Annotated in this window: 20 protein-coding genes; 6 read left to right on the top strand and 14 right to left on the bottom strand. The window is 70.3% G+C overall.

Annotation, left to right across the window (positions count from 1 at the left end; translation table 11 throughout):
• The first annotated feature begins 55 nt into the window (after positions 1-55).
• On the top strand, positions 56-979 hold the full coding sequence (locus EIZ45_RS07395) for a ParA family protein (protein WP_037809129.1): 924 nt from the start codon (positions 56-58) through the stop codon (positions 977-979).
• A complete protein-coding gene (locus tag EIZ45_RS07400) occupies positions 976-1986 on the top strand; it encodes a ParB/RepB/Spo0J family partition protein (protein ID WP_134664683.1) in 1011 nt (336 codons plus the stop codon). The genes EIZ45_RS07395 and EIZ45_RS07400 overlap by 4 nt, the downstream gene beginning before the upstream one ends.
• 131 nt (positions 1987-2117) lie before the next feature.
• Here EIZ45_RS07400 and EIZ45_RS07405 read toward each other — a convergent pair whose 3' ends face one another.
• Both EIZ45_RS07405 and EIZ45_RS07410 read right to left on the bottom strand, forming a co-directional pair.
• On the bottom strand, positions 2118-3068 hold the full coding sequence (locus tag EIZ45_RS07405) for a D-alanine--D-alanine ligase (protein ID WP_009085339.1): 951 nt from the start codon (positions 3066-3068) through the stop codon (positions 2118-2120).
• A 30-nt stretch (positions 3069-3098) separates the two neighbouring features.
• On the bottom strand, positions 3099-4418 hold the full coding sequence (locus tag EIZ45_RS07410) for a PLP-dependent aminotransferase family protein (protein ID WP_037809126.1): 1320 nt from the start codon (positions 4416-4418) through the stop codon (positions 3099-3101).
• 182 nt (positions 4419-4600) lie between these two features.
• Here EIZ45_RS07410 and EIZ45_RS07415 point away from each other — a divergent pair, with 182 nt between their 5' ends.
• Complete coding sequence (locus EIZ45_RS07415) at positions 4601-5245, top strand: GNAT family N-acetyltransferase (RefSeq protein WP_106961273.1); 645 nt, start codon at positions 4601-4603, stop codon at positions 5243-5245.
• 795 nt (positions 5246-6040) lie between these two features.
• Here the strand turns inward: EIZ45_RS07415 and EIZ45_RS07420 are convergent.
• From EIZ45_RS07420 to EIZ45_RS07460, 9 genes are all read right to left on the bottom strand, one after another.
• Entirely contained in the window at positions 6041-7189 is a 1149-nt protein-coding gene (locus EIZ45_RS07420) for an N-acetylmuramoyl-L-alanine amidase (RefSeq protein ID WP_037809125.1), read from the bottom strand.
• A 268-nt stretch (positions 7190-7457) separates the two neighbouring features.
• On the bottom strand, positions 7458-7781 hold the full coding sequence (gene trxA, locus EIZ45_RS07425) for a thioredoxin (RefSeq protein WP_009085330.1): 324 nt from the start codon (positions 7779-7781) through the stop codon (positions 7458-7460).
• Between the two features lie 28 nt (positions 7782-7809).
• On the bottom strand, positions 7810-8802 hold the full coding sequence (trxB, locus tag EIZ45_RS07430; RefSeq protein ID WP_037809124.1) for a thioredoxin-disulfide reductase: 993 nt from the start codon (positions 8800-8802) through the stop codon (positions 7810-7812).
• A 95-nt stretch (positions 8803-8897) separates the two neighbouring features.
• Positions 8898-9695, bottom strand: a complete 798-nt coding sequence (locus tag EIZ45_RS07435; protein WP_134664685.1) for a hypothetical protein — start codon at positions 9693-9695, stop codon at positions 8898-8900.
• The gene (gene sigM, locus EIZ45_RS07440) at positions 9692-10357 is read right to left on the bottom strand and encodes an RNA polymerase sigma factor SigM (protein ID WP_043831404.1); all 666 of its coding nucleotides are present in this window, start codon (positions 10355-10357) and stop codon (positions 9692-9694) included. Before sigM ends, EIZ45_RS07435 begins: the two co-directional genes overlap by 4 nt.
• A gap of 31 nt (positions 10358-10388) precedes the next feature.
• The gene (locus tag EIZ45_RS07445; protein ID WP_037809120.1) at positions 10389-11987 is read right to left on the bottom strand and encodes a protein kinase family protein; all 1599 of its coding nucleotides are present in this window, start codon (positions 11985-11987) and stop codon (positions 10389-10391) included.
• 79 nt (positions 11988-12066) lie between these two features.
• Positions 12067-13845 (bottom strand): murein biosynthesis integral membrane protein MurJ, encoded by a 1779-nt coding sequence (gene murJ / locus EIZ45_RS07450; RefSeq protein WP_235146700.1) that lies wholly within the window; start codon positions 13843-13845, stop codon positions 12067-12069.
• Between the two features lie 690 nt (positions 13846-14535).
• Positions 14536-16698 carry a DUF6049 family protein gene (locus EIZ45_RS07455; RefSeq protein WP_134664164.1) on the bottom strand — a complete coding sequence of 721 codons (2163 nt, stop codon included), beginning with the start codon at positions 16696-16698 and terminating at the stop codon, positions 14536-14538.
• Positions 16699-16712: 14 nt separating this feature from the next.
• A complete protein-coding gene (locus EIZ45_RS07460; RefSeq protein WP_037809118.1) occupies positions 16713-17219 on the bottom strand; it encodes an NUDIX hydrolase in 507 nt (168 codons plus the stop codon).
• A gap of 101 nt (positions 17220-17320) precedes the next feature.
• On the opposite strand from EIZ45_RS07460, the gene EIZ45_RS07465 reads away from it, so the two are divergent.
• From EIZ45_RS07465 to EIZ45_RS07475, 3 genes are all read left to right on the top strand, one after another.
• Positions 17321-18766 carry a CCA tRNA nucleotidyltransferase gene (locus EIZ45_RS07465; protein ID WP_043831411.1) on the top strand — a complete coding sequence of 482 codons (1446 nt, stop codon included), beginning with the start codon at positions 17321-17323 and terminating at the stop codon, positions 18764-18766.
• A 112-nt stretch (positions 18767-18878) separates the two neighbouring features.
• On the top strand, positions 18879-20204 hold the full coding sequence (locus EIZ45_RS07470) for a sensor histidine kinase (protein WP_134664165.1): 1326 nt from the start codon (positions 18879-18881) through the stop codon (positions 20202-20204).
• Complete coding sequence (locus tag EIZ45_RS07475; RefSeq protein WP_134664167.1) at positions 20189-21022, top strand: class I SAM-dependent methyltransferase; 834 nt, start codon at positions 20189-20191, stop codon at positions 21020-21022. Before EIZ45_RS07470 ends, EIZ45_RS07475 begins: the two co-directional genes overlap by 16 nt.
• Here EIZ45_RS07475 and EIZ45_RS07480 read toward each other — a convergent pair.
• The 3 genes from EIZ45_RS07480 to EIZ45_RS07490 form a co-directional block, all read right to left on the bottom strand.
• Positions 21008-22900, bottom strand: coding sequence for a TNT domain-containing protein (locus EIZ45_RS07480; RefSeq protein ID WP_037809114.1), 1893 nt, complete (start codon positions 22898-22900; stop codon positions 21008-21010). The genes EIZ45_RS07475 and EIZ45_RS07480 overlap by 15 nt on opposite strands.
• 124 nt (positions 22901-23024) lie before the next feature.
• Positions 23025-25253, bottom strand: a complete 2229-nt coding sequence (locus tag EIZ45_RS07485) for an ADP-ribosylglycohydrolase family protein (protein WP_134736035.1) — start codon at positions 25251-25253, stop codon at positions 23025-23027.
• Positions 25254-26624, bottom strand: a complete 1371-nt coding sequence (locus EIZ45_RS07490) for a TNT domain-containing protein (protein ID WP_167756368.1) — start codon at positions 26622-26624, stop codon at positions 25254-25256.
• Between the last annotated feature and the right edge of the window lie 2 nt (positions 26625-26626).

The following is a 26626-nucleotide window of genomic DNA, read 5'->3' on the forward strand; positions in this document are numbered from 1 at the left end:
AACATCGCGGTGTGAACGCCCCCGAATCGTCTACCAGGAGGAGGTGTCGAGACCGGTGAATCCCCCGCCGTCCGACTCCGCGGAGGCCAGCCAGGAGATGGGCTGGACGCCGATCGCTGAAGAAGCCGTTCGCGCCGCGAGCGTGCTCCACCCCAAGGAAGGGGTACTCCCCCGACCCTCTCGTCGCCGCGTGCTCACCGTCGCCAACCAGAAGGGCGGGGTCGGCAAGACGACGAGCACCGTCAACCTGGCCGCGGCGCTCGCCGTGCACGGGCTGAAAACGTTGGTGATCGACCTCGACCCGCAGGGCAACGCCAGCACCGCGCTCGACATCGACCATCGCTCCGGGACGCCGTCGATCTACGAGGTGCTCATCGGCGAGGTCTCAATCGCCGAGGCCGCGCAGCAGAGCGAGCAGTCCCCCAACCTCTACTGCGTGCCCGCGACGATCGACCTCGCCGGTGCCGAGATCGAACTCGTCTCCATGGCGAACCGCGAGACGCGGCTCAAGGAGGCGCTGTCGTCCGGCGCGCTCGACGAGATCGGCGTCGACTACGTCTTCATCGACTGCCCGCCGTCGCTCGGTCTCCTCACCGTCAACGCGATGGTGGCGGCGCAGGAAGTGCTCATCCCGATCCAGTGCGAGTACTACGCACTCGAAGGTCTCGGGCAGCTCCTCAGCAACATCGAACTCGTGCAGCAGCACCTCAACCGCGAACTCAGCGTGTCGACGATTCTGCTCACCATGTACGACGGTCGCACCAAACTGGCCGACCAGGTGACCAACGAGGTCCGGAACCACTTCGGCGAAACGGTGCTGAAGACCGTCATCCCGCGCAGCGTGAAGGTGTCCGAGGCGCCTGGCTACGGCCAGACCGTCCTCTCCTACGACCCCGGTTCACGTGGCGCCATGAGCTATCTCGACGCGGCGAAGGAGATCGCCGAGCGGGGTGTGAACGAGAGGAGCAGCACCGCATGACTGAGCGCAGAGGAGGGCTCGGCCGCGGACTGGCGGCCCTGATCCCGACCGGACCGGCGACGCCTCCTCCGGCCGCGACCGTGGCCAGCACGCCCGCGGAGAAAGCGGTACGCGAGGACAAGGGCTGGTTCGCGGCGAACGGCGCCGCGGGCCAGCCCAGCGGCGAGGTCGCCGGCGCGGTGTACCGCGAGATCCCGGTCAGCTCGGTCAAGCCGAACCCGAAGCAGCCGCGTCAGGTTTTCGACGAGGAAGCACTCGCCGAACTCGAGCATTCGATCCGCGAGTTCGGGCTCATGCAGCCGATCGTCGTCCGCGAACTCGGCGACGACGAGTACGAACTCGTCATGGGCGAGCGCCGGCTGCGCGCCTCGCAGCAGGCGGAGCTCGAGGCGATCCCGGCGATCGTGCGGCAGACCGCCGACGAGTCGATGCTGCGGGACGCGCTGCTGGAGAACATCCACCGCGTGCAGCTGAACCCGCTCGAAGAGGCGGCGGCCTATCAGCAGCTGCTCGACGAGTTCGCGGTGACGCACGAGGAGCTGGCCGGTCGCATCGGCCGCAGCCGTCCGGTCATCACGAACACCATCCGGTTGCTCAAGCTCCCCCTCCCCGTGCAGCGGCGGGTGGCCGCGGGCGTGCTGTCCGCCGGGCACGCGCGGGCGCTGCTGTCGTTGGAGGATCCGGAAAGCCAGGAGGAACTGGCGGCGCGGATCGTCGCGGAGGGCATGTCGGTGCGGGCCACCGAGGAAGCCGTCACGCTGAAGAAGAGCGAGAAGCCGGCGAAGCCGAAGGCCGCTCCCCGAAAGCAGATCCAGGCGCCCGGATTGCAGGAACTCGCGAACCGGCTGTCCGATCGGTTCGACACCCGGGTGAAGGTCGACCTCGGCCGGCGCAAGGGGCGCATCGTTCTCGAGTTCGGGTCGGTTGACGATCTTGAGCGGATCGTCGGGATCATCGACGCGAATTCCGGGGAAAAATCGGCGAATCAGAGCGACGAAACCGATTAGGGATCACCCAGGGGCGTTTCGTCACGGTGATGATTGCGGATCGAGGCGGCCACGGTCACGCGGAGTGGCCGCCGGAATCGATCGGCGCGGGGAGGGGCGGCAGTCCGCCGCCCGCCCCCGTCCGCCAGTTTTCAGTTCGCGCGAGCGACGGCGCGCGCGACGAGGTCCGCGAAAACTGAACCGAGCGTGGTGCCGGCGGCTTCGACCGCCATCGGCACCGTCGACGTTTCGGTGAGACCCGGCGAGAGGTTCACTTCGAGGAAGTGGACTCCCCCGTCCGGCGTGATCACCGCGTCGGTGCGCGAGATGTCGCGCAGCCCGAGCCACCGGTGCGCGCCGACGGCGAGTTCACTGACCGCCTTCGCGGCCTCGTCGGAAATCCGGGCCGGGGTGAAGAAGTCGGTGAGCCCCGCGGTGTAGCGCGCGGTGTAGTCGTAGACGCCGCTCTCCGGCACGATCTCTACCGCGGGCAGGGCCTCGGCCCCGTTCTCCCCTTCGATGACCGTGACGGCCACTTCAACGCCGTCTACGAACCGTTCCGCGAGCACGGTGTCGCCGTAAGCGAAGCAGCCGACCATCGCCGCGGGCAGCTCCGCCGCTTCCCGGACCACCTGCGTGCCGAGCGCCGACCCGCCCTGATCCGGCTTGAGGATCAGCGGCAGACCGAGCCGCTCGACCATCGCGTCGAGCACCGACTGCGCGCCCAGTTCGCGGAAAGTGCTGTGCGGCAACACAATCCAGTCCGGCGTCGAGAACCCGGCCTGCTGCACGAACGCCTTCGCGGTCGGCTTGTCCCAGGCGCGGCGGCAGCCCTGCGAGTGGGTGCCGACGAACGGCACGTCGAGCATCTCCAGCACGGTCTGCACCGAGCCGTTCTCGCCCTCACCGCCGTGCAGGGCGACGACAACCGCGTCCGGACGCTGCGTGCGCAGCCGTTCCAGCAGCCCGGCGTCGGTGTCCCACTCCTCCACCGTGAGGCCCTCGGCCCGCAGCGCGGCGGAAAGCCTGCGCCCGGAGCGGAGCGAAACGTCGCGTTCGTGGGAAAGCCCGCCGGCGAGCACGGCAACGGTACGGTCGACCACCGTGGGAACTCCTTAGTGTTGCTGGGCCGGTCAGACCGTGTCCGGAGACGGGGTCTCGGGCCCCGGGATGGTGCGCGCCTTCACGCTACCGAAGGTGCGGTTGAGGTCCATTTCGGACTCGAGCACGGCGGCGAGCCGGCGCACGCCCTCGCGGATGCGTTCCGGCGTCGGATAGCAGTACGACAACCGCATCTGGCGGGAGCCGAAACCGTCGGCGTAGAAACCGGTGCCGGACGCGTACGCGACCCGAGCGGTGACCGCACGCGGCAACATCGCTTTGGTGTCAACGCCTTCCGGCACGGTGACCCACACGTAGAAGCCGCCGTCGGGGTGGGTCCAGGAGCAGCCGGGAGGCAAATACTGTTGCAGCGCCGACAACATCGCGTCGCGGCGTTCGCGGTAGTTCTCCCGGAACTTCTTGATCTGGCCCTTCCAATCGTGCGTCGCGAGGTAGCGCGAGACGATCATCTGGTTGAAGGTCGGCGGGCACAGCGTCGCGGATTCCGCTGCCAGCACGAGCTTTTCGCGCACCGCGTGCGGCGCGAGCACCCAGCCGACGCGGAGCCCAGAGGCGAACGTCTTCGAGAACGAGCCGAGGTACACGACGTTGTCCGGGTCGAGCGAGCGCAGCGCCGGGTAGGTCTGGCCGTCGAAACCGAGCAGGCCGTATGGGTTGTCCTCGATGATCAGCACGCCGTGCTCGCGGCAGATCTCGACGATTTCCGGCCGCCGGTCGACCGACAGCGTCACGCCGGCCGGGTTGTGGAAATTCGGGATCGTGTAAAGGAATTTGACCCGCTGCCCGGCTTTTTCAGCCTGGCGCAAGGCTTCCCGCAACCCTTCGGGCACGAGACCGTGCTCGTCCATCGCGACGTGCACGACGTTCGCCTGGTAAGCGGAAAACGAGCCGAGCGCGCCGACGTACGACGGGCCCTCGGCGATCACGACGTCACCCGGGTCGCAGAAAAGCCGGGTCACCATGTCGAGGCCCATCTGGGAACCGACGGTGACCACGACGTCGTCGGGGTGCGCCTTGATCCCCTCGAGAGCCATGATTTCGCAGATCTGGTCACGCAGCGCGGGAATCCCGTGCGCGGACCCGTACTGCAGGGCGACGAGGCCCTCCTCGGCGATGATCTCGCCGACCTGAGCCGAGAGGGTGTCGAGCGGCAGCGCGGCGAGGTTCGGCATGCCGCCGGCGAGCGAGACGACCTCCGGCCGGCTTGCCACTGCGAAAAGCGCGCGGATCTCGGATGCGGTCATCCCGGCGGTACGTGCTGCGTACCGGTCGAGGTGCGGGTCGAGATTGTGGCGGCCGGTCTGCGGCTTGGCGGGGCGGTTCTCGGTCATCGGACACCTGAGGGCTCGGTGGGTACCTGCTGGTAGATCCATCGAGTGTAACCGCGGCCTCTTCCGGCTCCCCGCTCTTCCGGCGCTTGTCACATCGGCCTATCCTCGGGGTGGTTCTTCCGGTGCTGCCTGCGCTCTTGCGGGCGCGATGGCCGGAGTTGCGGGGTCCAGGGAGGTTTCAGGTGTCACGTCGCGTGGTGGGCGTCACCCTGGACAATCTCGAGCACCTTCCCAAGAACTGCCGGCAGTGCGTGTACTGGGAGCTCGCGCCGCATCTGAAGGCGCAGGCCGAGGAGTACGGCTCCACCGAGGTCGAGAAGGAAGCCTGGGTGTCCAGCGTGCTGCTGGAATGGGGTTCCTGCGGCCGCATCGTCTACAGCGACACGCTGCCGGTCGGGTTCGTGCTCTACGCCCCGCCGAACGCGGTGCCGCGCTCGCTCGCCTTCCCGACGTCGCCGCCGAGCGCCGACGCCGTCCTGCTCACCGCCTTCCAGGTCCTGCCGGAATTCCGCGGCGGCGGCCTCGGCCGGATGCTGGTGCAGGCCGTGGCGAAGGACCTGACCAAACGCGGCGTCCGCGCGATCGAATCCTTCGGCGACGCCACCCCTGACGACGAGGACCCGCTGGGCCAGCACTCGTGCGTGCTCCCCGCGGCGTTCCTGCAGAGCGTGGGCTTCAAAACGGTGCGCCCGCACCCGAAGTACCCGCGCCTGCGCCTGGAACTGCGCTCGGCGATCACCTGGAAGGAAGACGTCGAAGCGGCACTCGAACGTCTGCTGGGCCAAGTGACGATCACGACCGCGGAACCGAGCCTCGGCCGCGCCTGACCGGCTTCGTGCCTCAGGCAGGTCAGCCAGAATGACCTCGCTGGCACCCACCATGAACGCCCCGCCCGGCTAGCCCGCAGTACTCCATCACTCCCCGGTTTTCCGGTCACTCTCCGTGCCCACCTTTGCGACAACTACCGCCGCTCGCCCGCTTTACTGCTCACCGCGGCCCTCATTCCCGACCGGGTTGTGCGGCCGCTCGACCAGCATCGCCCGAGGTCAGCCCCGGCCTGTTCGCCGCCGCCGGGGGTCGACCTCGGATGCCCCAGGACCGAGTCCGACGAGCCCCATACCACCTCGAATCCGCAGGGAAAACACCCACTCCCGGTACCTGTGCACAACTGTGGAAGAGTCCCCGAGTTATCCACAGATTGCAGATAGAGGCCGTGGAAAAGCTGTGGATGGATAGAATGGATCTGGGGACGCCCCCCGGGAAGGGTGGGGGCTGCCCCCAGGTGTGGTGGGTGGTGTGGCAGTTCGGCGCAAGTTCTTGTGGCGCCGGTTAAGCGGTGTGGGGGCTCCGGTTGTTTGGGGGTGAGGGCGCGGTTGGTTCGGGGGTGGCGGTGCTCGGGAGGGGTCGCCGAGGGGGCGGCGGCTGGTGGTGACTGTGGGTAGTGGTTGCTCGGGGTGCGGGCGGGTCAGCACGGGTAAACACGGGCTGAGAGGGCGGTGCGGCGGCGGGGCGCGCTGAGTGGGGCCCTGGGCGGTCTTCGCGGGGAAAGGCCGGGGCAGGGCGAATCAGGGTGGGGCTAGGGGTAAGGCAGGAAGAACTGGAGGGGGCGAATAGCGAGAGGGCTATTCGGCCTTGGCCAGTTCGTGGGCCAGTACGTCGGCGAAGGTGAAGGTGCCGGTGGGCTGGTCGCCTTCGCCGAGGAGGTAGAGGCGCTTGACCGCGATGAGGATGCCCTCGGCCACGACGTCGCGGAAGGCGGGGTCGCCAAGGCGGGCGGCGTCGTCCGGGTTCGTCAGGTAGCCGATTTCCACGCGGACGGCCGGGCAGCGCGTGCGGGTGAAGATCTCCCACGTCTTGTAGTGCGTGCGGCAGTCCAGCAGGCCGGTACGGGCCGCGACCTCGCGCTGGATGAAGCCGGCCAGCAGCTCGCCGACGGTGGAGGTCGTGCCGTTGCCGGTGCCGAAGTGGAAGCTCGCGACGCCCTGTGCGCGCGGCGACGGGTTGCCGTCGCTGTGCAGCGACAAGAACAGGTCCGCGCCGGCGTCGTTGGCGAAACGGGCGCGTTCGAAATCGGTCGGGCTGTGGTTCGGGCCCCGGCTGATCAGGGCCTCCATGCCGGTGGCCTGCATCCGGCCCTCGAGCCGCCGCGCCAGATCCCAGGCGATGTCCGCCTCGCGCAGGCCCCCTGCGACGACACCGAGGTCTTCGCCGCCGTGGCCCGGGTCGATCACGATGCGCTTGCCGCGCAGCCGCGGGCCCGCCTGGCGCACCTGCTCCTGCTCGCGCAGGAAAACCGGGCGTCCGCCGCGAGCACGCGGCGAGGACAGGCGGTGCAGCTCGCGGATGGTGGCCGGGCCGCAGATGCCGTCCGACGTCAGCCGCATGTCGCGCTGGAACGTGCGCAGGGCGCGTTCGGTCTGGGGGCCGAAATAGCCGTCCGGGCGGCCCGCGTCGAAGCCCAGTTCGGTGAGCCGCTCCTGAAGAGTGAAAACGTCGTCGCCGTGCACCGGCGACGACAAAAGGTACTGGAGCGGGCGGCTCCCGAGGTGATAGCTCGCGCCCTTGAGCGCCTGGTACGTCGCCGGGCCCACCACCCCGTCGGTGATGAGCCCGCGGCGCTGCTGGAACGCGCGCACGGCCTGCTCCACCGCGACGTCGAACGTGTTGTACCGCTCGGTCCCCGCCACCGGCGGGAGCAGATCCATCCCGGCAAGGATCGACCTGATCTCGGCGACGTCGGGACCAGCGTCACCGCGGCGGAGTACCCGCATGCACTCCTCGCTCTTCCTCAGGCACCGAAACCGGCTCGATGCGAAACAGAAACCCGGGTAGGGGGTGTACCCAGGCACCTATTGTGCCCTGTGAACTCTCGGTAAGGACGCAGGCCCGGTCGGTGCGCCACCGGCGGGTGCGTCGCCGCGCGGCGGACACGCCGAGTGCACCTGCGTGCCCACCCCCGTGCGGGTGGTTCCCGAACGTGCGAGAACCCGGACCGGCGAGTCGATAGCCGCTGGCCCGGGTTCTCAGCAGGTGGACCGCTCAGAGCACGTCGGCGAGATCGGACAGCAGCGCGGCCTTCGGCTTCGCGCCCACGATCTGCTTCACCGGCTTGCCGCCCTGGAACAGGATCAGCGTCGGAATCGACATCACCTGGTAGTCACGCGCCGTGTTCGGGTTCTCGTCGATGTCGAGCTTCGCGACGGTGATCTTGTCGCCGTTTTCCTTCGCGATCTCCTCGAGCACCGGGGCGACCATCTTGCACGGCCCGCACCAGGTCGCCCAGAAGTCGACGAGAACGGGCTTCTCGCTGGTCAGGACGTCGTCCACGAACGACTTGTCGGTCACCTTCACGGGTTCGGACATCGCTTGCTCCTTCAACTCGGTGGGAAAGTCAGTGCTCGCCGGCGCCGTAGCCGCCGCCGACCAGTTCCGGTGCTTCGTTCGCCTCGGCCTCGCCGTGCTCCGCGAGCCATCGTTCCGCGTCGATCGCCGCGCTGCAGCCGGAACCGGCCGCGGTGATCGCCTGCCGGTATGTGCGGTCCACCAGGTCGCCGGCGGCGAACACCCCGGGCAGGTTCGTGTACGACGTGCGGCCCTGGGTGAGCACGTAGCCGTCCTCGTCCACGTCCACCTGACCGCGCACCAGCTCGCTGCGCGGATCGTGGCCGATCGCGACGAAGAACCCGGTCACGTCGAGCGTCTTCTCCTCGCCGGACTGCGTGTCGCGCACCTTCAGGCCGGACACGGTCCCGTCGCCTTCGACGCCGGTGATCTGCGAGTTCAGCTGCCACTTGATCTTGTCGTTCGCGCGAGCGCGCTCGAGCATGATCTTCGACGCCCGGAACTCGTCGCGGCGGTGCACGATCGTGACGGACTTGGCGAACTTCGTCAGGAAGGTCGCCTCCTCCATCGCCGAGTCGCCGCCGCCGGCCACCGCGATGTCGTGGTCGCGGAAGAAGAAACCGTCACAGGTCGCACAGGCGGACACGCCGCGGCCGAGCAGCTCCTGCTCGCCCGGCACCTTCAGGTACCGCGCGGCGGCGCCCATGGCCAGCACGACGGCGCGGGCGGCGTAGCGCTTGCCGTTCGCGACGACGTACTTCACGTCGCCGGTCAGCTCGAGCGACTCGACGTCCTCCGCGCGCAGCTCCGCGCCGAACCGTTCGGCCTGCTTGCGCATCTCCTCCATCAGGTCCGGACCCTGGATCCCGTCGCGGAAGCCCGGGAAGTTCTCGACCTCGGTGGTCGTCATCAGCGCGCCGCCGAACTGCGTGCCCTCGAACACCAGCGGTTCGAGCTGTGCGCGCGCCGCGTAGACCGCTGCGGTGTAACCGGCAGGACCCGACCCGACGACGATCAGGTTCCTGATTTCCTCGGCAGCCACCCGTCAACCCTCCGCTCGTCATGACCTGTGCTCCAGGCTCAACACGATCGTAGGTGGAGGTGTTCCCGGCGGTGACGCCCGCTACGTCCTGCCCGCTACTTCTTGCCGACCACCTTGTCGAACAGCTTGTCCGGGTTCCCCGGCCTGCAGTCCGCGCCGAACGCGACCAGCCGGAACTGCGCGAGCTTGCCGGTGGTGTAAATCGCCACCACGCCCGGCTTGCCCTCGACGGTCACCGGCCGCACGCCCTCCGGCCGCACCGCCGGGTCCATGCCGGCCGCGGCGACGCACGCGTCGAAGCGTTTCGAGTCCTGCAGCGGACCGTAGTTCCGCACGCCGAGACCGCCGCCCAGCAGCGCTTCCGCACCGCTGCCGTCGCTGCCGACGGACGGGCCGCTTGCCGAAGACGGCGCGGGCGCGGCGACACCGGACGTATCGGTCTTGGTCGCACCGGGAACGGTCAGCGTGATCGCTACCGCGGCGGCCGCGGCGGCGGTCAGGATCCCGGCGCCCCAGCCGAGCTGCCGGTTCCGCCGCTTCCGCGCCGCCGACAGGTCCACCACCGGCGCGACCGGTGCTTCAGCGGGCTCCGGTGCGGCCGCCGGAAACGTCGCCTCCTGCCGGGCCGCCGACTCCGCGGCGAGCGCGGCGTCGAGCCTGGCCGCGAACTCCGCGGGCATCGGCGGGGCCGGTTCCGCGGCGAGCGCGGACAGGTCGGCGGTGGTCGCCTCCAGGGCCTCGATGATCGCGCGCGCCTCCGGATCCGCGTTCACCCGCGGCCACAGCTGCGATGCCTCCTGGTCGTCGAGGACCCCGGCGTGGAGGTCGGCGAGCAGGTCGACAGACCAGGGCGGCCCGATGGTTCCGCCTGCCCCCCGGCTCTCGTCCGTCATCGTCCCTCCCCGTTCCCCGGCGAGCGCTGGGCTCGCCCGGCACTCCGGGACCCCTCCGAAGTGGCGTGCTTGCGTTTGCTTTCGTTAGTTGGGACGTCGCCACCCCCGTCCGGGTTCCGCAGATGCCCGAGAACCTTCGCGAGTTTTCCCCGCCCGCGCGCGCACCGGCTCTTGACCGTGCCCTCGGCGATGCCGAGCATCTTCGCCGTCTCGGCCACCGAATAGCCCTCGACGTCGACGAGCAGGATCGGCGCGCGCTGGTCTTCGGGCAGCTCGTCGAGCGCTTTGCGGACCAGCAGGCTGGTCTCCTTCTCGGCCATCGAGTCGCCGGGCGCGGCCGGTTCGTTGTACTCGCCGGTCTCGGGCAGCGGCACGGTCGGCCGGGCCTGCTTCCGCCGGATCCGGTCGAGGCACGCGTTCACCACGATCCGGTGCAGCCAGGTCGTGACCTGCGACTCCGCGCGGAACTTGCCCGCCGCGCGGAAGGCCGAGATGAACGCCTCCTGCAGCGCGTCCGCCGCCTCTTCCGGATCGCGCAGCGTGCGCAGCGCTACCGCCCACATGCGGTCTCGATGCCGCCGGACCAGTTCACTGAACGCATGCGGATCGCCCGCGGCGTGCGCCGCGATCAGATCCGCATCCGTGGGAGCTGCAGCCGTCACCCGGCAGAGCCTACTGAGTCGTGCTCGCAGCTCACGCCGCAGGCAGGAAGCTCAGCTCTCCGATCTGGCTCAGGAAGCCGTCGCCGCCGTTGTCGCCCAGCTGGGTGATCCAGACGATGAAGTACTGGCTTTGCGTCGGCTGCTGCAGGGTGATCGTGGTGTCCGGCCCGTTCAGGTCGCCGCTCCCGACCACCTTCGTGTCGTCGAGCTGCGGATTCTTGCTGTCCGCCGACCGGATCTCGACCTTCGTGCCCGGGCTGTCCGCGCTGATCTTCACCTGCGCGAGGTTCACCGGGTTGTCGAACGAGACCGCGATGCCGACGCCGGGCTTCAGCGCGGGCAGCTGCTGCTGGTACTGGTCGGTCTTCCAGACCGTGCCCGGGTCGCCGTCGATCGTGTTCTTCGCCCGGCCCGCGTTGTCGCCGGAGCCCTGCGGGTTGTAGAGCGTCGCCGACTTCGGGGCCACCGGGTCGCCGATCTTCGGCGCCGCGGGCGGCTGGTTGCCCGGCGGTGGCGCCGGGTTGCCCGGTTTCGCCGGAGCACTGCTCGGCGGGGCCGCGACGTTGATCGTGGGACCGGTCGGCTTGCCGTCGCCCTGGAACAGGTTGATCAGCATCAGCCCGCCCCACGCGAGGATGACCACGGTCGCGACCACCAGCACGGTGACGCCGAAGGCCAGCTTCCGCCGCCGCGCGACGTCCTTCACCGGCTTCTTCGTGGTCCAGATCGTGCCGTCGGTCTCCGCCGCCGGATCGTCCTTGCCGACCGCGTTGATCAGCTGGGTGCGTTCCTCCTGCTCGGCGACCTGGCCGAGCACGCGCAGAATGGCCGAGCTGGTGCGGATCCCGCCGCTGCCGCCGTCCTCGATCGTGCGCACGGCCAGCGAGGACAGCTCCGGCGGCACCGCCGGCACCAGCGACCGCGGCGGCACGACGTGCCCCTGCGGCGTGAGCGGTGCCGCGGGGATCGCGGGCGGTCCGCCCGGCAGCGCCCAGCGTCCGGTGAGCAGCAGATACAGCACCGCGCCGAGCGCCTTGACGTCGTCGCGGAGAGTGGCTTCGGGCAGCGGGCCGGGGAAGGCGAGCTTGAGCGCGCCGCCCGGCGTGAGCCGCAGCCGCTGCGGGTGGTCGAGGCCGAGGACGAGACCGTTCTGGTGGGCGTGGTCGACCGCTTCGGCGAGCGCCTGCACCATCCGCGCGGCCGCCGCGGGGGCCACCGGGCGCTGCGCGACCAGGTCCACCAGGTCGCTGCCCTTGGTCCACTCCGCCACCACGACGCCGAGCAGTCCCTCGCTGGAGGTGACGCCGCTGCCGAGGCTGAGCACGTCCAGCACCCGCGCGACGCCGCCGTGCCCGAACTTCGACGCGTGCGCGGCCCGTTCCAGGGTGCGCCTCGCCTGCCGCGCCGCCTCCGGATCGGCCGGATCGCCGACCAGCAGCGTCAGTGCGACGTCCCGTTTGAGCTGCCCGTCCCGCGCGCGCCAGAGGTGCGCGGCGGCCCGCTCGTCTACCCCGAACTGGGCAAGCAGGCGATACCGGCCGTCCCCTACGACGCGTCCGGGCGCGAGCGATCCGCCCCGGGCGCGAATGCCCGCGGCGTCCCCCGCCTGCTCGCTTCGTCTCGTGTCCACGCTCTCTCCCGCTTCGCTCCCGGCACCGAGGGTACCCGGATCATCAGCCGTAGAAGCGTCGTGAGTCGTGAATCAATCGTTACCCGCGCTTGATCAATCGGGTGAATCTCGATGTTACGGGCTTCAGCTCCTCGACCTTCAGCGCCATGAGCACCCCGAACGAGACCACGATCCCGACGAGTCCCTGCAGGACGAGCTTGATCCAGGCGTGCAGAACCGGGCCGAGGGACGAGGGCACGATCAGCCCGACGACCCACGCCGCGCCGACCCCGAGGACGCTCGCCACGACCGTGAACAGGATCACCCCGATCACCCGCTTGCTGCGCAGGTTGCCGAGCGTCACCCACAGCCACACCTGGCCGAGCATCGCGCCGATCACGTAGGTCAGCGCGTTCACCATCATCACGCCGAGCACGACGTTCTCCGGGTTCAACAGCACCGGGCACAGGAACAGCAGCGGCACCTTGACCACGGTCATCACGATCATGATCAACGTCGGCGTGCGGGCGTCCTTCATCGCGTAGAACACCCGCATCTGGAGCATCACCAGCGCGTACGGCAGCAGCGCGAACGCGGTGATCGCCAGCGCCTGGCCCATCCGCTCGGCGCCTTCCAGCGAGCCCTTGCCCAGCGCGAACAGCGCGACACCCATCGACGAGCCGACGATCGTCATCACCGCGGAGATCGGGACGAGGGTCACCGTCGAGATCCGCGAGGCATACGACAGGTCGCTGACCAGCTTCTTCGTGTCGCCGTCGGCGGCGGCGCGGCTCATTCGCGGCATGATCGCGGTCAGCAGCGAGACGCCGAGCACGCCGTAGGGCAGCTGGAACAGCAGCCACGCGTAGTTGTAGGCGGTGACGCCGCCCGAGGTGCCCTTGGTGAGCACGCGAGTGGTGATCGTGAGGCCGACCTGGCTGACCGCGACGTAGCCGACGACCCACAGGGCCAGCCCGCCGAACTCCTTCATCCGGCTGTCCAGGCCCCAGCGCCAGCGCGGGCGGAAGCCGGACCGCAGCAGCGGCGGGATCAGCATGAGCGCCTGCGCGGCGATGCCGCCGGTGACGCCGAGGCCGAGCGTGAGCACCTTCGGATCGGTGAGCGACGGGTTGCCGGTGTCGATCGAACCGGGCATCAGCCACACCACGAGGATGGTGAAGATGACCACCAGGTTGTTGATCACCGGGGCCCACGCGGTCGGACCGAACACGTGCTTGGCGTTCAGCATCGCCGAGACCAGCGCGAACACGCCGTAGAAGAAGATCTCCGGCAGCAGCAGATAGGCGAACGCGGTGGTCAGGCCCGCGCTCGCGTTGCCGGACGAATCGATGTACAGCGACGTGAACGCCGGCGCCGCGATCACCGCGATCACGGTGCCGATGAACAGCACGGTGACGCCGGTGGTCAGCAGCCGTTGCGCGTAGGCCTGGCCGTGGTCCGGGTCGTCCTGCGAGCGCACCAGCAGCGGCACCACCACGCTGGTGAGCACGCCGCCGAGCAGCAGCTCGAAGATGATGTTCGGCATCGTGTTCGCGACGTTGAACGAGTCGGTCGCGATCCCGTTGCCGATCGCCGCGACGAGCAGCACCTTCCACAGGAACCCGGTGATCCGGCTGATCAGCGACGCGATCGCCATCCGGCCGGATTCCTTCGCGACCGAAGGACCCTCGTCCTTCGGCTGTTCGGGCGCCTCGGCCGGACGCGCGAGCGGCGCGTCCTTGATCCGCGGCATGACCTGGGTGGCCAGCGCGTCGTACGGGCGCAGCACGTCCGGGTCGGCGGTCGGCCAGCGCGACGGGGCCGCCAGCGGAACGCCCGCGGTGCGCGGGATGAACCGGGTGGCGTCCGGGTCCCGCATCGCCTCTTCCTGCCACGGCCGGATCGGCGTGCCGGGACGCGGGCCGCGGCCGCGGTGCACCGGCGCCTGCGGGCCCGGCACGTTCGCGGGCGGCGGGGTCGGCTGCGGGAGCTGGCCGCGGTTCGGCGGCTGGTTCGGCGGGATCGGCTGCGGACCCGACGGCGGGAGCTGCTGCGGGCCGGACGGCGGCCCGGACTGCCTCGGCGGGGGCGGCCTGCGCACCGGCGGCATGGCGGCCCTGGTCGGGGCCAGACGCTGGCCGTTCGGCGGCGGCGGGACCCGGCGCGGCGCGCGGTCCCGGGGGTCGCGGGGTTCACGAGGTTCGCGGGGGTCGCCGCGGCGCGGGTCGATCCGGCGCGGCTGGGCTCGGTCGGAGGGCGCGCGGTCGGCGGGCGGACGTTCGTCGGGCAACGGCATCCGGCGGGTGCCGTTGGGCGGCGGCTGCCTGCGGTCGGCGGGCGGCGGCGGAGGAGGCGGCTGGCGACGGGCGTCCCGCACCGCGCGGCGAGGCTGGTCGCTCCGCCTCGGCGCCGCGCCGTCCCGCCGAGGACGACCCGCACGCTCGGGTGGTTGACCCGGCTCTTTGTCCAACGCGTGCCCAATCCTCGGCGGTCCCCTTGCCCCTGCCATTGTGGCAGCGCGGACTCAGGGTAATCGGGAACGGGCGCGAGCACCCGGCCCCTTGGCCTGTCAGGGCGTGCCGCCGCGGCTTTCCTTGATCCGCCGGTAGATCCGCCGGGACGCCAGCAGAAGCAGCGCGCAACCAGCGACGACGGTGACGATGATGGTGATCGGGCCGTATTCGGTCGAGGTCAGCTCGAACCGCGCGGTCGCGCCGAGATCCGTGCCCGATGGGGTGGTCAAGGACACATCGACCGACAGCCGGCCGGCCCGCAGCGCCTCGATCTGCACGTACTTGGTCTGCCCGCCCTTCGCCGGGAAAAGCAGGTTCTTGCCCGCTTGTTCCGGCCGGACGCCCATGTTGTTCCGCAGCACGATCTGCGCGGTGACGCCGACCGGCAGGTCGTTGTGCACATACACCGGCAGCGGCGAGGACCCGGACGCGAGCGCAAACGTTTGCTTCGGCTGTTCGACGGTCACCTGGTCGCGGATCGCGGCGAGTTCCGCGGTGGCGTTCGCCGAGGCGGACGCCACCGCCGACGGGCCGAACGCGGTCGAGCTGCCGCGGACCAGCGCGTCGCGCACCGGACCGACGACGGCCTTCGGTTCGACCTGGTTCCGCTGGTCGACCTGCATCGCCGACACCAGGCCGGTGGCGTCCTGGTCGAGGCCGGACAGCTGGCCGGCGACCGCCGCGCCGCCGTCCGAATGGGTGTCCGCGGCCAGCGAAGCGCTGCCTTCCGGCGCGGTGCCCAGCAGGTCGTCAAGCGTCGAACCGGCCGTCACGCCCGCGGTGGTGAGCTTGCCGAGCCCGGACAGGAAGGCGTTCAGCTCGTCGGTGGTGGCGTCCCAGCGCCGCGGCGGCGCGATGAGCAGCGGCCCGCCGGTGGTTCCTTCGGTGCGGCCGAGCCCGGCTTCGAACGCGACCGAGGCGAGACCGTTCTGCGTGGAGACCGCGCGCTGCGACGCTCCGCTGTAGGTGGTCGGCGCCTGCGGGCTCGGCGTGAATCCGGTGAGACCGGCGGTGGCCATCGAGTTGGTCGGCTGCGCGCGCAGGCCGTCGGACAGGGTCGCCGCGCTGGTGACCGTCTCGTCGTCACCGCCCGCCCGCAGTTTGCCGCTGTCGGTGAGCACGGTCTGGAAACCGCCCGACGAAATCGCCGACAGCGCCTTGTCGTCAGGCGTCCCGCCCGGCCACAGCACGCCGCTCTTCGACTCGACGCCGAGCACCTGGCGGATCGTCGCGGTGCCGTTCAGCGCCGTGGTCATGAGGCCGGCGTCCGGGTTGCCGTCGGCGCCGCGGATCTTGCCCAGCGTGGTGAGGTCGGCGTCGGCGAACGGCAGCGGGATCACGCACCGGCCGGTGACCAGCGCACGCAGCGCCGCCAGCCAGTTCGACGCGGCGTCCGCGCCCTTGCCCGTCGCTCCGCCGCTGACCCGGTAGCCGTTCTTCATCGCGTCCACGGTGCGCAGCAGGTCCGGATCGAGCGCGAAGCAGAGCGAGCCGCCGATCTTCGGATTCGTCTCCTGCGCCGCTCGCGCCGCCGAGACCAGCGAATACAGCCGTCCGCCGGGGCTCAGCTGGTCGGCGAGCGAATCGTCGGTGAGCGTCATCGGCACGCCGAACGGGGCGGACTGGACGTGCGGGGTGCTGTCGGTGATCGGCCACAGCACGGCCAGTTTCGAATGCCGCTGCGTCGCCTGGTTGTTCGCGTGGCCCGGCGTCGACAGCACCGGCATGAGCAAGCTCACCGCGGCGAGCCGGGCCGGGCCGCCGTACTCCGGGGTGCCGTTCACGTTCACCAGCAGCGGGTACACGCCCGGCCGGAGGCCAGCGCCGCGCGGCCCGGTGAGCGGCACAGTGATGTTCAGCCGGGCGCTCTGACCAGGCTCCAGGTCCTCGGCGAGCGTGGTGAACTCGGTCAGCGGGGTGTCCTGCACCGGGGTCCCGGCGAGCACCGAGTCCATCGCGCGCGGGCTGGCGAGGCGTTCGCCGATCTGCAGCCGGGCCATCGGCTTGACGATCCGGCGGGATCCGGTGTTGGTGACCGTCCCGGCCACCGTGATCGCCTGGTCCGCGCTGGAAATCACGCGCGGGGTCAACTGGCCGAGGTCGAGCCGCAGCCGGGCCGGTTCCGGAGACGGATTCTCCTGCGCGCCCGCCGGCGCACCGAACAACGCGGTGGCGGCGACGATCAGCAAAGACAGCAAGAAGGCGGCGGGCCGCTTCACTCGGGTGCTCCCTCTCAGCCGCGCTCGTCGGGCGCGAAAAGTTCTGCTGCCCCGCGAACCAGCTTGCGCTCGTCCGCGTAGGCGAGGGTGGTCTCCAGCTCGGCCAGCGGAACCCAGGCGACCTCGGTCACCTCGACGTCCTCGTCCGACAGTTCGCCACCGGTGGCTTCGAGCAGGAAATGGTGCACGGTCTTGTGCACCCGGCGCTGCTGCGCGACGAACCAGTAATCGATGGCGCCAAGCGGGTGCAGGACGCGCGCGGAGATGCCGGTTTCCTCCTTCACCTCGCGCACCGCGGTCTGCTCCACCGTCTCCCCGTCCTCGATGTGGCCCTTCGGCAGCGACCACAGCAGTCTGCCGTGTCGGTCGAGCCGCCCGATCAGCACCGCGTGTTCGCGCTCCGGGTCGACCACCAGGCCGCCCGCCGAGGTCTCGTCGACCGTGGTCAGCCGCCTGCCGCGGTGGCGCCGTCGCCGCCGGCGCGGCGTCGGCGGCCCGGCGCGACCGGCGGATCCAGACATGCTGCGATGCTAGAGCAAACGGTCGCCCGGGTACTCTGGCTCTCCGTGTCCGTGTCCGGCGGCGTCCGCGGTGGCGGCGCCATTTTCGTGGTGGGATTCGAGTGAACAACCTGGTCGCCCAGCAGAACGCGGTGACGGAACTGATGCGAGTGTCCCCGTTGGCCGACGAGCTGGCCGAGCGCTTCGCCCGCGCCGGCCACAGCTTGTACCTGGTCGGTGGCAGCGTGCGCGACGCGCTGCTCGGCAGGCTGTCCAACGACCTCGACTTCACCACCGACGCGCGCCCGGACCGGGTGCTGCAGATCGTGAGCGAATGGGGTGACGCGGTCTGGGACGTCGGCATCGCGTTCGGCACCGTCGGCGTCACCAAGAACGGCACGACGCTGGAGATCACCACGTTCCGCGCGGACAGCTACGACCGCGTCGGCCGCAACCCCGAGGTCACCTTCGGCGACACCATCGAGGGCGACCTGCTCCGCCGCGACTTCACCGTCAACGCGATGGCGATCGACCTGGTCGGGAAGACGTTCATCGACCCGCACGACGGCATGGACGCGCTCCGGCTGAAGGTGCTCGACACCCCGGCGCTGCCGCAGGAGTCGTTCGCCGACGACCCGCTGCGGATGATGCGCGCGGCCCGGTTCTCCGCGCAGCTCGGCTTCACCGCGTCGCCGCGCGTGGTCGAGGCGATGACGTCGATGGCCGAGGAGATCGACCGGATCACCGCCGAACGGGTCCAGACCGAGCTGTCGAAGCTGATGCTGGCCCCCGACCCGCGGCCGGGCCTTGAGCTGCTGGTCGACACCGGGCTGGCCGACCGGGTGCTGCCCGAACTGCCCGGCATGCGGCTGGCGATCGACGAGCACCACCAGCACAAGGACGTCTACCAGCATTCGCTGACCGTGCTCGCGCAGGCGATCGAGCTGGAGAAATCGCACGAACCGACCAGCGAGCCGGACCTCGTGCTGCGGCTGGCCGCGCTGCTGCACGACATCGGCAAACCGGCCACCCGCGAGTTCACCCAGGGCGGCGGCGTGAGCTTCCACCACCACGAGGTGGTCGGCGCACGGATGGCCCGCAAACGTTTGCGGGCGCTGAAGTACTCGAAGGAGATCATCGAGCAGGTCTCCCAGCTCGTGTTCCTCCACCTGCGGTTTCACGGGTACGGCGGCGGCGAGTGGACCGATTCGGCGGTCCGCCGCTACGTCACCGACGCCGGCGACCTGCTGACCCGGCTGCACAAGCTCGTCCGCGCCGATTCGACCACGCGCAACAAGCGCAAGGCGGCCGCGCTGCAGGCGACCTACGACGATCTCGAGGCCCGCATCGCGCGGATCAAGGAGCAGGAGGACCTCGACCGGGTCCGGCCGGACCTCGACGGCAACGAGATCATGCGGCTGCTCGGCCTCCCGCCGGGCCCGCAGGTCGGGCAGGCCTGGAAGTTCCTCAAGGAACTGCGGCTGGACCGCGGTCCGCTGGAACACGACGAGGCGGTCGCCGAGCTGAAGAAGTGGGCGGCGGCGGAGGGCCTCGGTTCGGGCGAATAGCCCCAAGAAATGAATTCGGGATCGCGGGTTCACCACGATCCCCCTTTGGCCTCTGGATCATCGCCCGGGCAGCCGAGATACTCCCTGTCTCGAACCGAACCGGGGGGGATCGATGACGCGGCAGCAGGACGGGGACCGGCGCGGAGCCAGCTTTCTCGTCATGCTGCTGCGGCGCGGCACGCCCGCGCTGGCCACGGCGACGACCGGGCTGACCGACGAGATCGGCGATCCGACCCCGGTGCGCGCGTTGCAGCGGATCTCGCGGATGGCCGGTCCGGTCGACGAGCGGCAGCGCGACGGGCTGCTCCTGCGCGCGGCTCGGTACGTGGTGCTGGTTCCGCTGGTCTACCGGCTGCTGATGGTGCCCGCGACGTTCGGGTCGTACGCGGTCAGGCACGGGTCGGCAGGGCTGGCGTCGGTCGCGATCGTCGCGGTGTGCTCGGTGGCGCTGAGCGCGTTCGGCCTGTTCTGGATGATGCGCCGAGCCCCGTTCCGCAGTGATCTCGCGGGCCGGTTGCTGCTGATCGACCTCGTCGCCACGCTCGCGTTCGAGCTGTTCATCGGCGCGACGGTGTCGCCCGCGGTCTTCCACGACGCGGTCGGCGTCGCGGACAAACACCTGCTCGGCAGCGTCGCCCTGCTCACCCTCGCCGTCGGCATCCCGTCCGGGATCGGGCTGGCGGCGCTCAGCCTGCCGGTGCGCTTGCTGTCGGACCTGCTCAACCACGGCACGTTCGATTTCGCGCAGGCCGCGTCGCTGTACCCGACGATGTTCGGCGTCCTGTTCACCGCGGTCGGCGCGCTGATCCTGCTCGGCCTCGGGATCCGGCTGGCGCTGGCGTACGGGATTCGCAACGGACGGCTCGCCGAACGCGCGCGGCAGCACCGGATGCTGCACGACACGGTGCTGCAGACGCTGGAAGCGATCGCGCTCGGCGGTCCGGGCGATTCGGATCAGCGGCTGGTCGAGGTGCAGCGGCTGGCCCGGGCGCAGGCGATCGAACTGCGGCAGACGATCGAGACCGCCGCGGCGCAGCGGGCTGAGGAGGGCGCGCGGCCGCTCGGCGAGAAGCTCGCGGCGCTGGCCGCGGAGATGGCACGGGACGGGCTGCGCGCGCAGCTGGTGATCGCCGAACTGGACGACGACACGCTGTCCGAGGTCCGGCAGATCGCGATCCGCGACGCGGTGCGGGAAGCCATGCGCAACACGATGAAGCACGCGGAGACGGACAAGGTCGTGGTACGCGTGGAGGAACGCAACGGCGGGATCGCGGTGATCACGCGGGATCACGGCACCGGGTTCAGTCCGGCGGACCGGCCGGCCGGGTTCGGCATCAGCGAGTCGATCACCGCGCGGTTGTCCGAGGTCGGCGGGACCTCGCTGGTCGAATCGAGTCCGGGGAGCGGAACGAGGGTGACGTTGTGGGTGCCGCTGTGAGCGGGGTGGCGGGTGCGCTGGCGGCGTACCGGGACGGCGAGGTCGAGCGAGCGGGTGCGCTTGCTGTTGAGGCTGGAACGCCGTTGGGCGCCGAGTTGGCGAGGTATCTCGCGGCGGGTTCGAGCGGTCCGGTGTACGACCAGCCCGCCGCGTTCACGGCGTTCATCCGCGGTGGCGGCAACGTCGAGTTGTACCGGCGGTTGAGCGAAGAACTGGCCGCGCGGTACGACTCCTGGCGTCCGGCCGCGTTGCTGGATCTCGGGTGCGGCGACGGGTTGGCGATCGAACCGGCGTTGGCGCGGGCCTCGTTCCGGCCGGAGCGGATCGACCTGGTGGAGCCGTCGGAGGCACTGCTCGCGGACGTCGAAGTGCCTGGTGCGCGCCGGTTTTCGTTGACCGCACAGGACTTTCTCGCCGCGGATGGTTCCACGTGGAACCTCACGCAGTCGACGTTCGCGCTGCAGTCGATCGAGCCCTCCGTCCGCGCTGAGGTGCTGAGTGCGTTGCGGACGCGGACGGAACGGTTGGTGCTGGCCGAATTCGACGTGCCGGACACCGCCGACCTGGAGTCGCTCGTGCGCCGGTACGAACGCGGCGTCGCCGAATACGGCGAGCAGGCTTCCCTGGTGGCACAAGGATTTCTGCTGCCGGTGCTGCTCGGCGTCGCCGCCGGGACGGCACGGACGAACTGGGAACATCCGGCCGCGCAGTGGACCCGGCAGCTCGAGGCCGCCGGGTTCGCCGACGTGACAGTGGAACCGCTCGCGGACTACTGGTGGTCGCCCGCCGTCCTGATCACGGCTTCACAGCCGGGATAGCGCGCCCTGCTCGAGGTGCTGCGCGATCGGGCGCGGCAGCAGGTACGCGGTGGCCCCGCCGGGCTGTTGCGCCCACGGCGCGGTAACGCCGGTCAGCACCCGGATCGTGCGCTGCACGCGGTACTCGTGCCGGTCGCGTTCGCGGTCCGGCGTCAGCGAGGTTTCCAGGAACCGCACCGAATTCGCGTGGACCAGGTTCCCGGTCTCGGGGCCGAAGCGGACCACCGTGGTTCCGGCGGGCAGCACGACGATCCGCTTGCCGCGGAAGAACGACAACGGCGGCTCGCCGCGCATCGGCAGGATCGGCCAGTCCGCGGGCTGATCGGATTCGTCCGGGGCCTGCGGCGGCAGCATCAGCAGCGTGCCGAGGAGGAACCGGGCCGCGTCGGCGAGGTTGGCGAACGCGACCGGCTCCACTGCGGGCGGACGCGACACCTCCCAGCCGTTTTCCGCGCGGCGCAACGTCCACACGCCTTCGGCGGGCACCTCGTTCGCGCCGATCCGGTACGCCGACGACGGCACGCCGTGTTCGACGAGCCGCTGCTGCAACAGCGACAGCGTTTCGGCACCGCGCAGGCCAAGGGTCGGCTCGCCGCGGACCGCGCGGGCGAGCGAGCTGTCGTCCGGGATGTCGGCCTCGGTACGGCCCGGGCGCGGTTTGCCGAGCACGTCGGCTTCGGCGGTCGCGCGTACCAGGTCGCGCACGATCGGCGGGCGGAACCCGGCGGCGCGGATGTGCTCGACCAGCTCCGGCTCCGGCGGAACACCGTATTTGCGAAGGTAGTGCGGTACGGCGGCGGGCCAGATCCAGGTGCCGTCGGTGTGGAAGGCCTGCGGTACGTCCGGCGGCGCGCCGGGCGCGAAGATGTCCGGCTGCGGCACGGGCCGGTGCAGCACGACGGGCGAGCGGAACAGGTAGTCGAGGACGCCGCGGACCTGGTCCGGCGGCACCGGCGGGCGGTTCACCACGGGGCGCTCGCCCTCGTTGTGCGCGTCGACCGGCCGCGCCTGGCGGAACCCGACGGTCAGCGGCAGCCCGGCTTTCGCGCCGAGCCAGTCCGGCAGGTGCTTGTCCGGGCGTGGGAAACGGGTCAGCTCCACGAGATAGGACTCGCGGGCCGGCTCGCCGCCGTCGTTGGGCGGCAGCCGCCAGTCCGGCTCCTGGTCGGCGTCGAAGTCGAAATCGAACTGCGAGTCGGCGTCGAGCGTGAAGGTGCCTTGGAACCAGGTGCCGGTCTCCGGCTGGTACATCGCGGCGCGCAGCTGGGAGAACAGCGTGCTCAGCTGCGGCGTGCCGGGCAGCGCCACCGAAACCGGGCCGTTCTCGTCGCCGACCGCGCGGACCTCCAGCTCGGAGTAGTCGCCGACCTGCCGGAACTGCGCCGCCACCCGCGTCCACCCGCCGGGCACCTGACGCAGCGTGCGGCCGATCCCCCGCAGGATCCGGGTTTGGTCGCCACCCTCGGTCTCGGCCTTCGGCTCGCCGTAGTCGTGCCGGGTCAGCCAGAGCCCGGTGAGCTGCTTGCCCGGGACGGTCACCGAGAAATCGGTGAGTCCGAGTTGCGCGGCGCGCACCGGATCGTGCCGCGTCCAGCGCAGGGTCAGGTTCGGCTGGTCGCCTGGCGCGACCTCGAACAGTTCGTCGTCGTATTCGACGTAGGTGCGCAGATCGAACGTCGCGGGCACCTCGTTCGCGAGCACGACCCGCGCCGGCTTCCCCTCGTGCTCGCGGTCGAACCCTTCCGGCGCTTCCTCGTCGCCGACGACGGTCAGCAGCAGTGTGCCGTCGGTGGTCGAGCGTTGTGCCGCGAAAGTGCGATCGTCGAGCGTCGCGTACAGGCCGTCTGGGCGTTCTCCCGATTCCACCCGGTACCGCACGTCTGGTTCCTCCCCGAAGTCCCCCGTGTAGCCGCAACGAACCTATCTGACCGTGTCACGACCCGACCATCGGTCACCGGAGACGGGAGAATATGCGCCCACAAATACCTGCTCGGGTGACCGATCAGTGCCGTGGGTAGCGCTGCACCCAGGCGTCGCCGAGTGCGTTCCGCGCTGAATGGCGGTCGAAATGCCACAGCGCGTCGGTCGCCACCTGTTCGATCAGGTGATGCAGTTCAAGCTGTTCGACCCACTTCCGGGGCAACCCGGGAACGCCCACCCGCGCGCCGAGCAGCGCACCGGTCAACGCGCCGGTGAGCGCGCTGCGGCCGGAGTGGTTCACCGCGCGCAGCATGGCCTGTTCCGGGTAATTCTCGAAGCCGGACAACGCGGCGAATGAGCGGCCGAGGACGGACAGCGTGCTGTGTCCGTCGCCGATCAGCTCCGGCATCCGCAGGTCCGGCAGGCCGTGCTCGCCGAAGAACGGCACCGCCTCGGCCACCAGGTCGCGCACCGGCCCCCACTCCGGGCCGTCGTGTTCCTCGAGGACCTCGCGGGACAGATTCCACACCGGATAGCTGAACGAATCCTTGGTGAGCGCCTTCTCGAACACCCACGCCAGGTAGGTCGCGGCGGCCACGTCGTCCGGCTGGTGGGTCACTCCGGCGAGATCGCGCACGACCTGGCCGATGCCGCCGCTGAACCCGGTGCCCGGACCCGCCGCGGTCAGCACCGCGGGCAGCGCGCCGAGCAGCGCGGCCGGACCCGACATCGGCGCGGCTTGCGGATCGCCGGTAACCAGCGCGTGGTACGCGTTGAGCTCGGCGTCGTCGATAGCGCGGCGGGCGTGCAGCTCCGGCACCTTGACGAGGAAACCGTCGGGGTTCTGGATCGCCGCGCCCTGCGTGTGCAGCCAGCGGCCCAGCGCGCCGCGGACCACGCCGGGGAACAGCTTTTCGACGTCGCGCGATTCCGGCTGTTCGCGGTGCGGGCTGCGGATCACGGCCTCGGTCAGGAACAGCAGCCGTTGCGTCATCGAGCCGATCCGGCCCGGCTGGTCGAACGCGAGCGGCAGGTCGCGGACGCCGTCCGGACCGTAGGTCGAGACGATCTCGTCCAGCCGCATCCGGTCGACGGCCGAGCCGAGCGCCTCGCCCAGCGCGAAGCCGACCCACGCGCCGACGACCCGCTGCCAGCCGTAACGGAAGTTCTCCAGGCTGATCTCGGGGTATTTGCCGAAGGTGTCGAGCTTCGGGACGATCCGGCCGTCGTTGTCCCAGGACGGCACGAGACCGTTGGCGCGCAGGTCGTTCGGCCGCGAGCGGCTCGGCTCCGGCTGTTCGAACCGGCGCAGCCACGACCGGCCGAGGACGGTCTTGCGGCATTCGTCGGCGGTCAGCTCGAACCCGTGCCGCCGTGCGCGTTCCGCGGCCGCCTTCGGGATGTCGACCGGCTTCTCCAGCCCGATCCTGGCGGCCGTTTCGACGGCGAACTTCTCCAGGTCTTCTTCGATCTCCGGGCAGCGGCCGTTCTCGTCCACCCGCGGTTCCTGGCGGGGAAACCGCTTCGCGATTGTGGTCAACTCGGCGCCGGCGACGTCCTCGAAGGTCGCCGGACCGCCGTTGATCACCAGGTTCGGCGGGTGTTCGAACTCGGCCAATGTCGCCAAGTCGACTCGCCACCAGGCGTGCTCGCGGGCAGGCAGATGCCGGGTCGAGCTGAAGACGCGGAGCTCGTTGCGTTCCTCGGAGAAGTAGAACCGGTCGGTCGCGCCGGTTTTGAGGTCGAACGGAACGAAGACTTCGCAGCGCAGCAGGCCGATCAGCAGCTGCTCGCGCGAGAGCCAGCCGACGCTCGCGAACGCGAGGAGGGTTTCCAGCGGATTTTCCGGCTTCGGGTAGCCGCGGCGGATCGGACCGGCCTTGTACTCGGGGTTTTCGCGTTCGTCACCGGTCTGGTGCCCGTCGTTGTCGACCTTCACCCAGCCGGCGACCGCGGGCAGCGGCACGCCGAGCTCGCCCAGCCCGGCCTTCGCGTACTCCGGGTCGACGACCTCGCGCCAGCTCTCCTGTCCCGGATAAGCGACCGGGGTGCTGAGCCCGCCCGGATGCGGATGCGCCTGGCGCAGTTCGCCGTCCGGCTCGCGCACGAGCACCGACGGGGCGGGGAACAGCTCTTTGTCCGGACGGCCGTCGTCGAGGAACGCGACAGTGTTGTAGGGGATCGACCAGCCTTCGGGGACCCGCAGCACGCGGTCGTGGTCGACCCGGAGGCCGCCCGGCCCGGAGACCTCGGGGCCGTGCACGGCGCGCAACCACTTCCCGACCTTCTCCACCGCTTCCGCCGCTTCCACCTACTCGATCCTCTCCAGGCTTCCGTCGGACTCGTGCTCCGCGATCGGCTTGGGCAAGACGTACGCCACCGCGCCGCCGGGAAGGTTCGCCCAGGGCACCGTCACCCCGGTGATCACGTGGAGTGATCTTCGGAGGCGAAAAGTGCTGGTCATGCGCTCCCGTTCGAGTGGCAGGGACGTCGTCGCGAACCGTACCGCCTGGTGGTGGACCAGGTTGCCGGGTTCTTCGCCGAATCGCAGAACGACGGTACCTTCCGCCAACCGAGTGAGTCTCTTGTTCCGCAGCAGCGTGAGGGGAGGGTCACCCGGCACGGGCTGGACCGGCCAGTCGGCGACCTCCCGCGCCGTTTCCAGCGGGGTTTCGCGGCCGCCGGTCGCGCGGGCGGGATGCAGCAGGAGTGCGCCGAGCAGGTGGTGCGCGGCGTCTTCGAGGCGGGCGAAAACCTGCTCCCGACCGTCCGGCGCGACGACCGCCCACCCGGCTTTGACCTGGTAGAGGCTCCATTTCCCGGCTTCCCGCCCGCCGAGGCAGCGGACGTCGGCCCACACGCCGAACGAGTCGAGCCGGTGTTCGAGGTGGGTCAGGAGTTCGGCGTCGGACAGGACCGGGTCCGGGTTGGTTTCCCGTTCCGCGGCAACGTCGCCCGCGGTCCGCTGGAGGTCGTCCGGCGTGGGTCGCGGACGGGGTTTCCCGGCCAGGTCGGCTTCCGCTGTTCGGCGCACCAGATGGTCGACGTACGGCGGGTGAAAGCCCAGGTCACGGATGTGCTGGAGCAGTTCGGGCTCGGGAGCTGTGCCGTGTTCTCTCAAGCGCTCGGCCACCTCGACCGGCCAAATCCAGGTGCCGTCAGTGCGGTGCCTCTCTCCGACCGCGGCCTCGCGTTCGAGGTACCGCAGCACGAGCGGCAGCTCTTCCTGCGACAACGGTTCGCCGGTTCCGGCGGTGGCATGCCGGAAGACGACTCCGAGCGGGAGCCCGACGTGCAGCCGCCACCAGTCGGGAAGGTGCTCGTCGTCGCGGGGAAAGGTGGTGAGTTCGGCGAGGTAGGCGGACGAATCGGGTGGCGTCGTCCATGGGGGCTCGTCGTCGGTGAAGTAGTCGAAGTCGAACGCGCCGTCCGGGGTGAGCACGTAGCGCGCCTGAACCCAGGTGCCGCGGCCCGCTTGGTACATCTCGGCGCGCAAGTCGGTGAGCCGCTGGACCATCTCGGTAGTGGCGACGGTGTTGCGGGCCTGCACCTCGTAATGGTCGCCGAGCTGGGCGAATCCGATGCCGGCCAGCGCGTCCGGATCGGCCCGGTGCGCCTTGATCAGCCGACCGATCTCGACGAGCACCTGCTGACCGGTACCCGTTGGTTCCACGTGAATCATTG

This window comes from Amycolatopsis sp. CFH S0740 (assembly GCF_004522315.1).
In the GTDB taxonomy this organism is placed as follows: Bacteria; Actinomycetota; Actinomycetes; order Mycobacteriales; family Pseudonocardiaceae; genus Amycolatopsis; species Amycolatopsis nivea.

Coding starts and splice junctions, on each gene's coding strand:
- EIZ45_RS07400 (WP_134664683.1), top strand. CDS start 976: ATGACTGAGCGCAGAGGAGGGCTCGGCCGCGGACTGGCGGCCCTGATC.
- EIZ45_RS07410 (WP_037809126.1), bottom strand. CDS start 4,418: ATGACCGAGAACCGCCCCGCCAAGCCGCAGACCGGCCGCCACAATCTC.
- EIZ45_RS07420 (WP_037809125.1), bottom strand. CDS start 7,189: ATGCGGGTACTCCGCCGCGGTGACGCTGGTCCCGACGTCGCCGAGATC.
- trxA (WP_009085330.1), bottom strand. CDS start 7,781: ATGTCCGAACCCGTGAAGGTGACCGACAAGTCGTTCGTGGACGACGTC.
- EIZ45_RS07435 (WP_134664685.1), bottom strand. CDS start 9,695: ATGACGGACGAGAGCCGGGGGGCAGGCGGAACCATCGGGCCGCCCTGG.
- murJ (WP_235146700.1), bottom strand. CDS start 13,845: ATGCGGGACCCGGACGCCACCCGGTTCATCCCGCGCACCGCGGGCGTT.
- EIZ45_RS07460 (WP_037809118.1), bottom strand. CDS start 17,219: ATGTCTGGATCCGCCGGTCGCGCCGGGCCGCCGACGCCGCGCCGGCGG.
- EIZ45_RS07470 (WP_134664165.1), top strand. CDS start 18,879: ATGACGCGGCAGCAGGACGGGGACCGGCGCGGAGCCAGCTTTCTCGTC.
- EIZ45_RS07490 (WP_167756368.1), bottom strand. CDS start 26,624: ATGATTCACGTGGAACCAACGGGTACCGGTCAGCAGGTGCTCGTCGAG.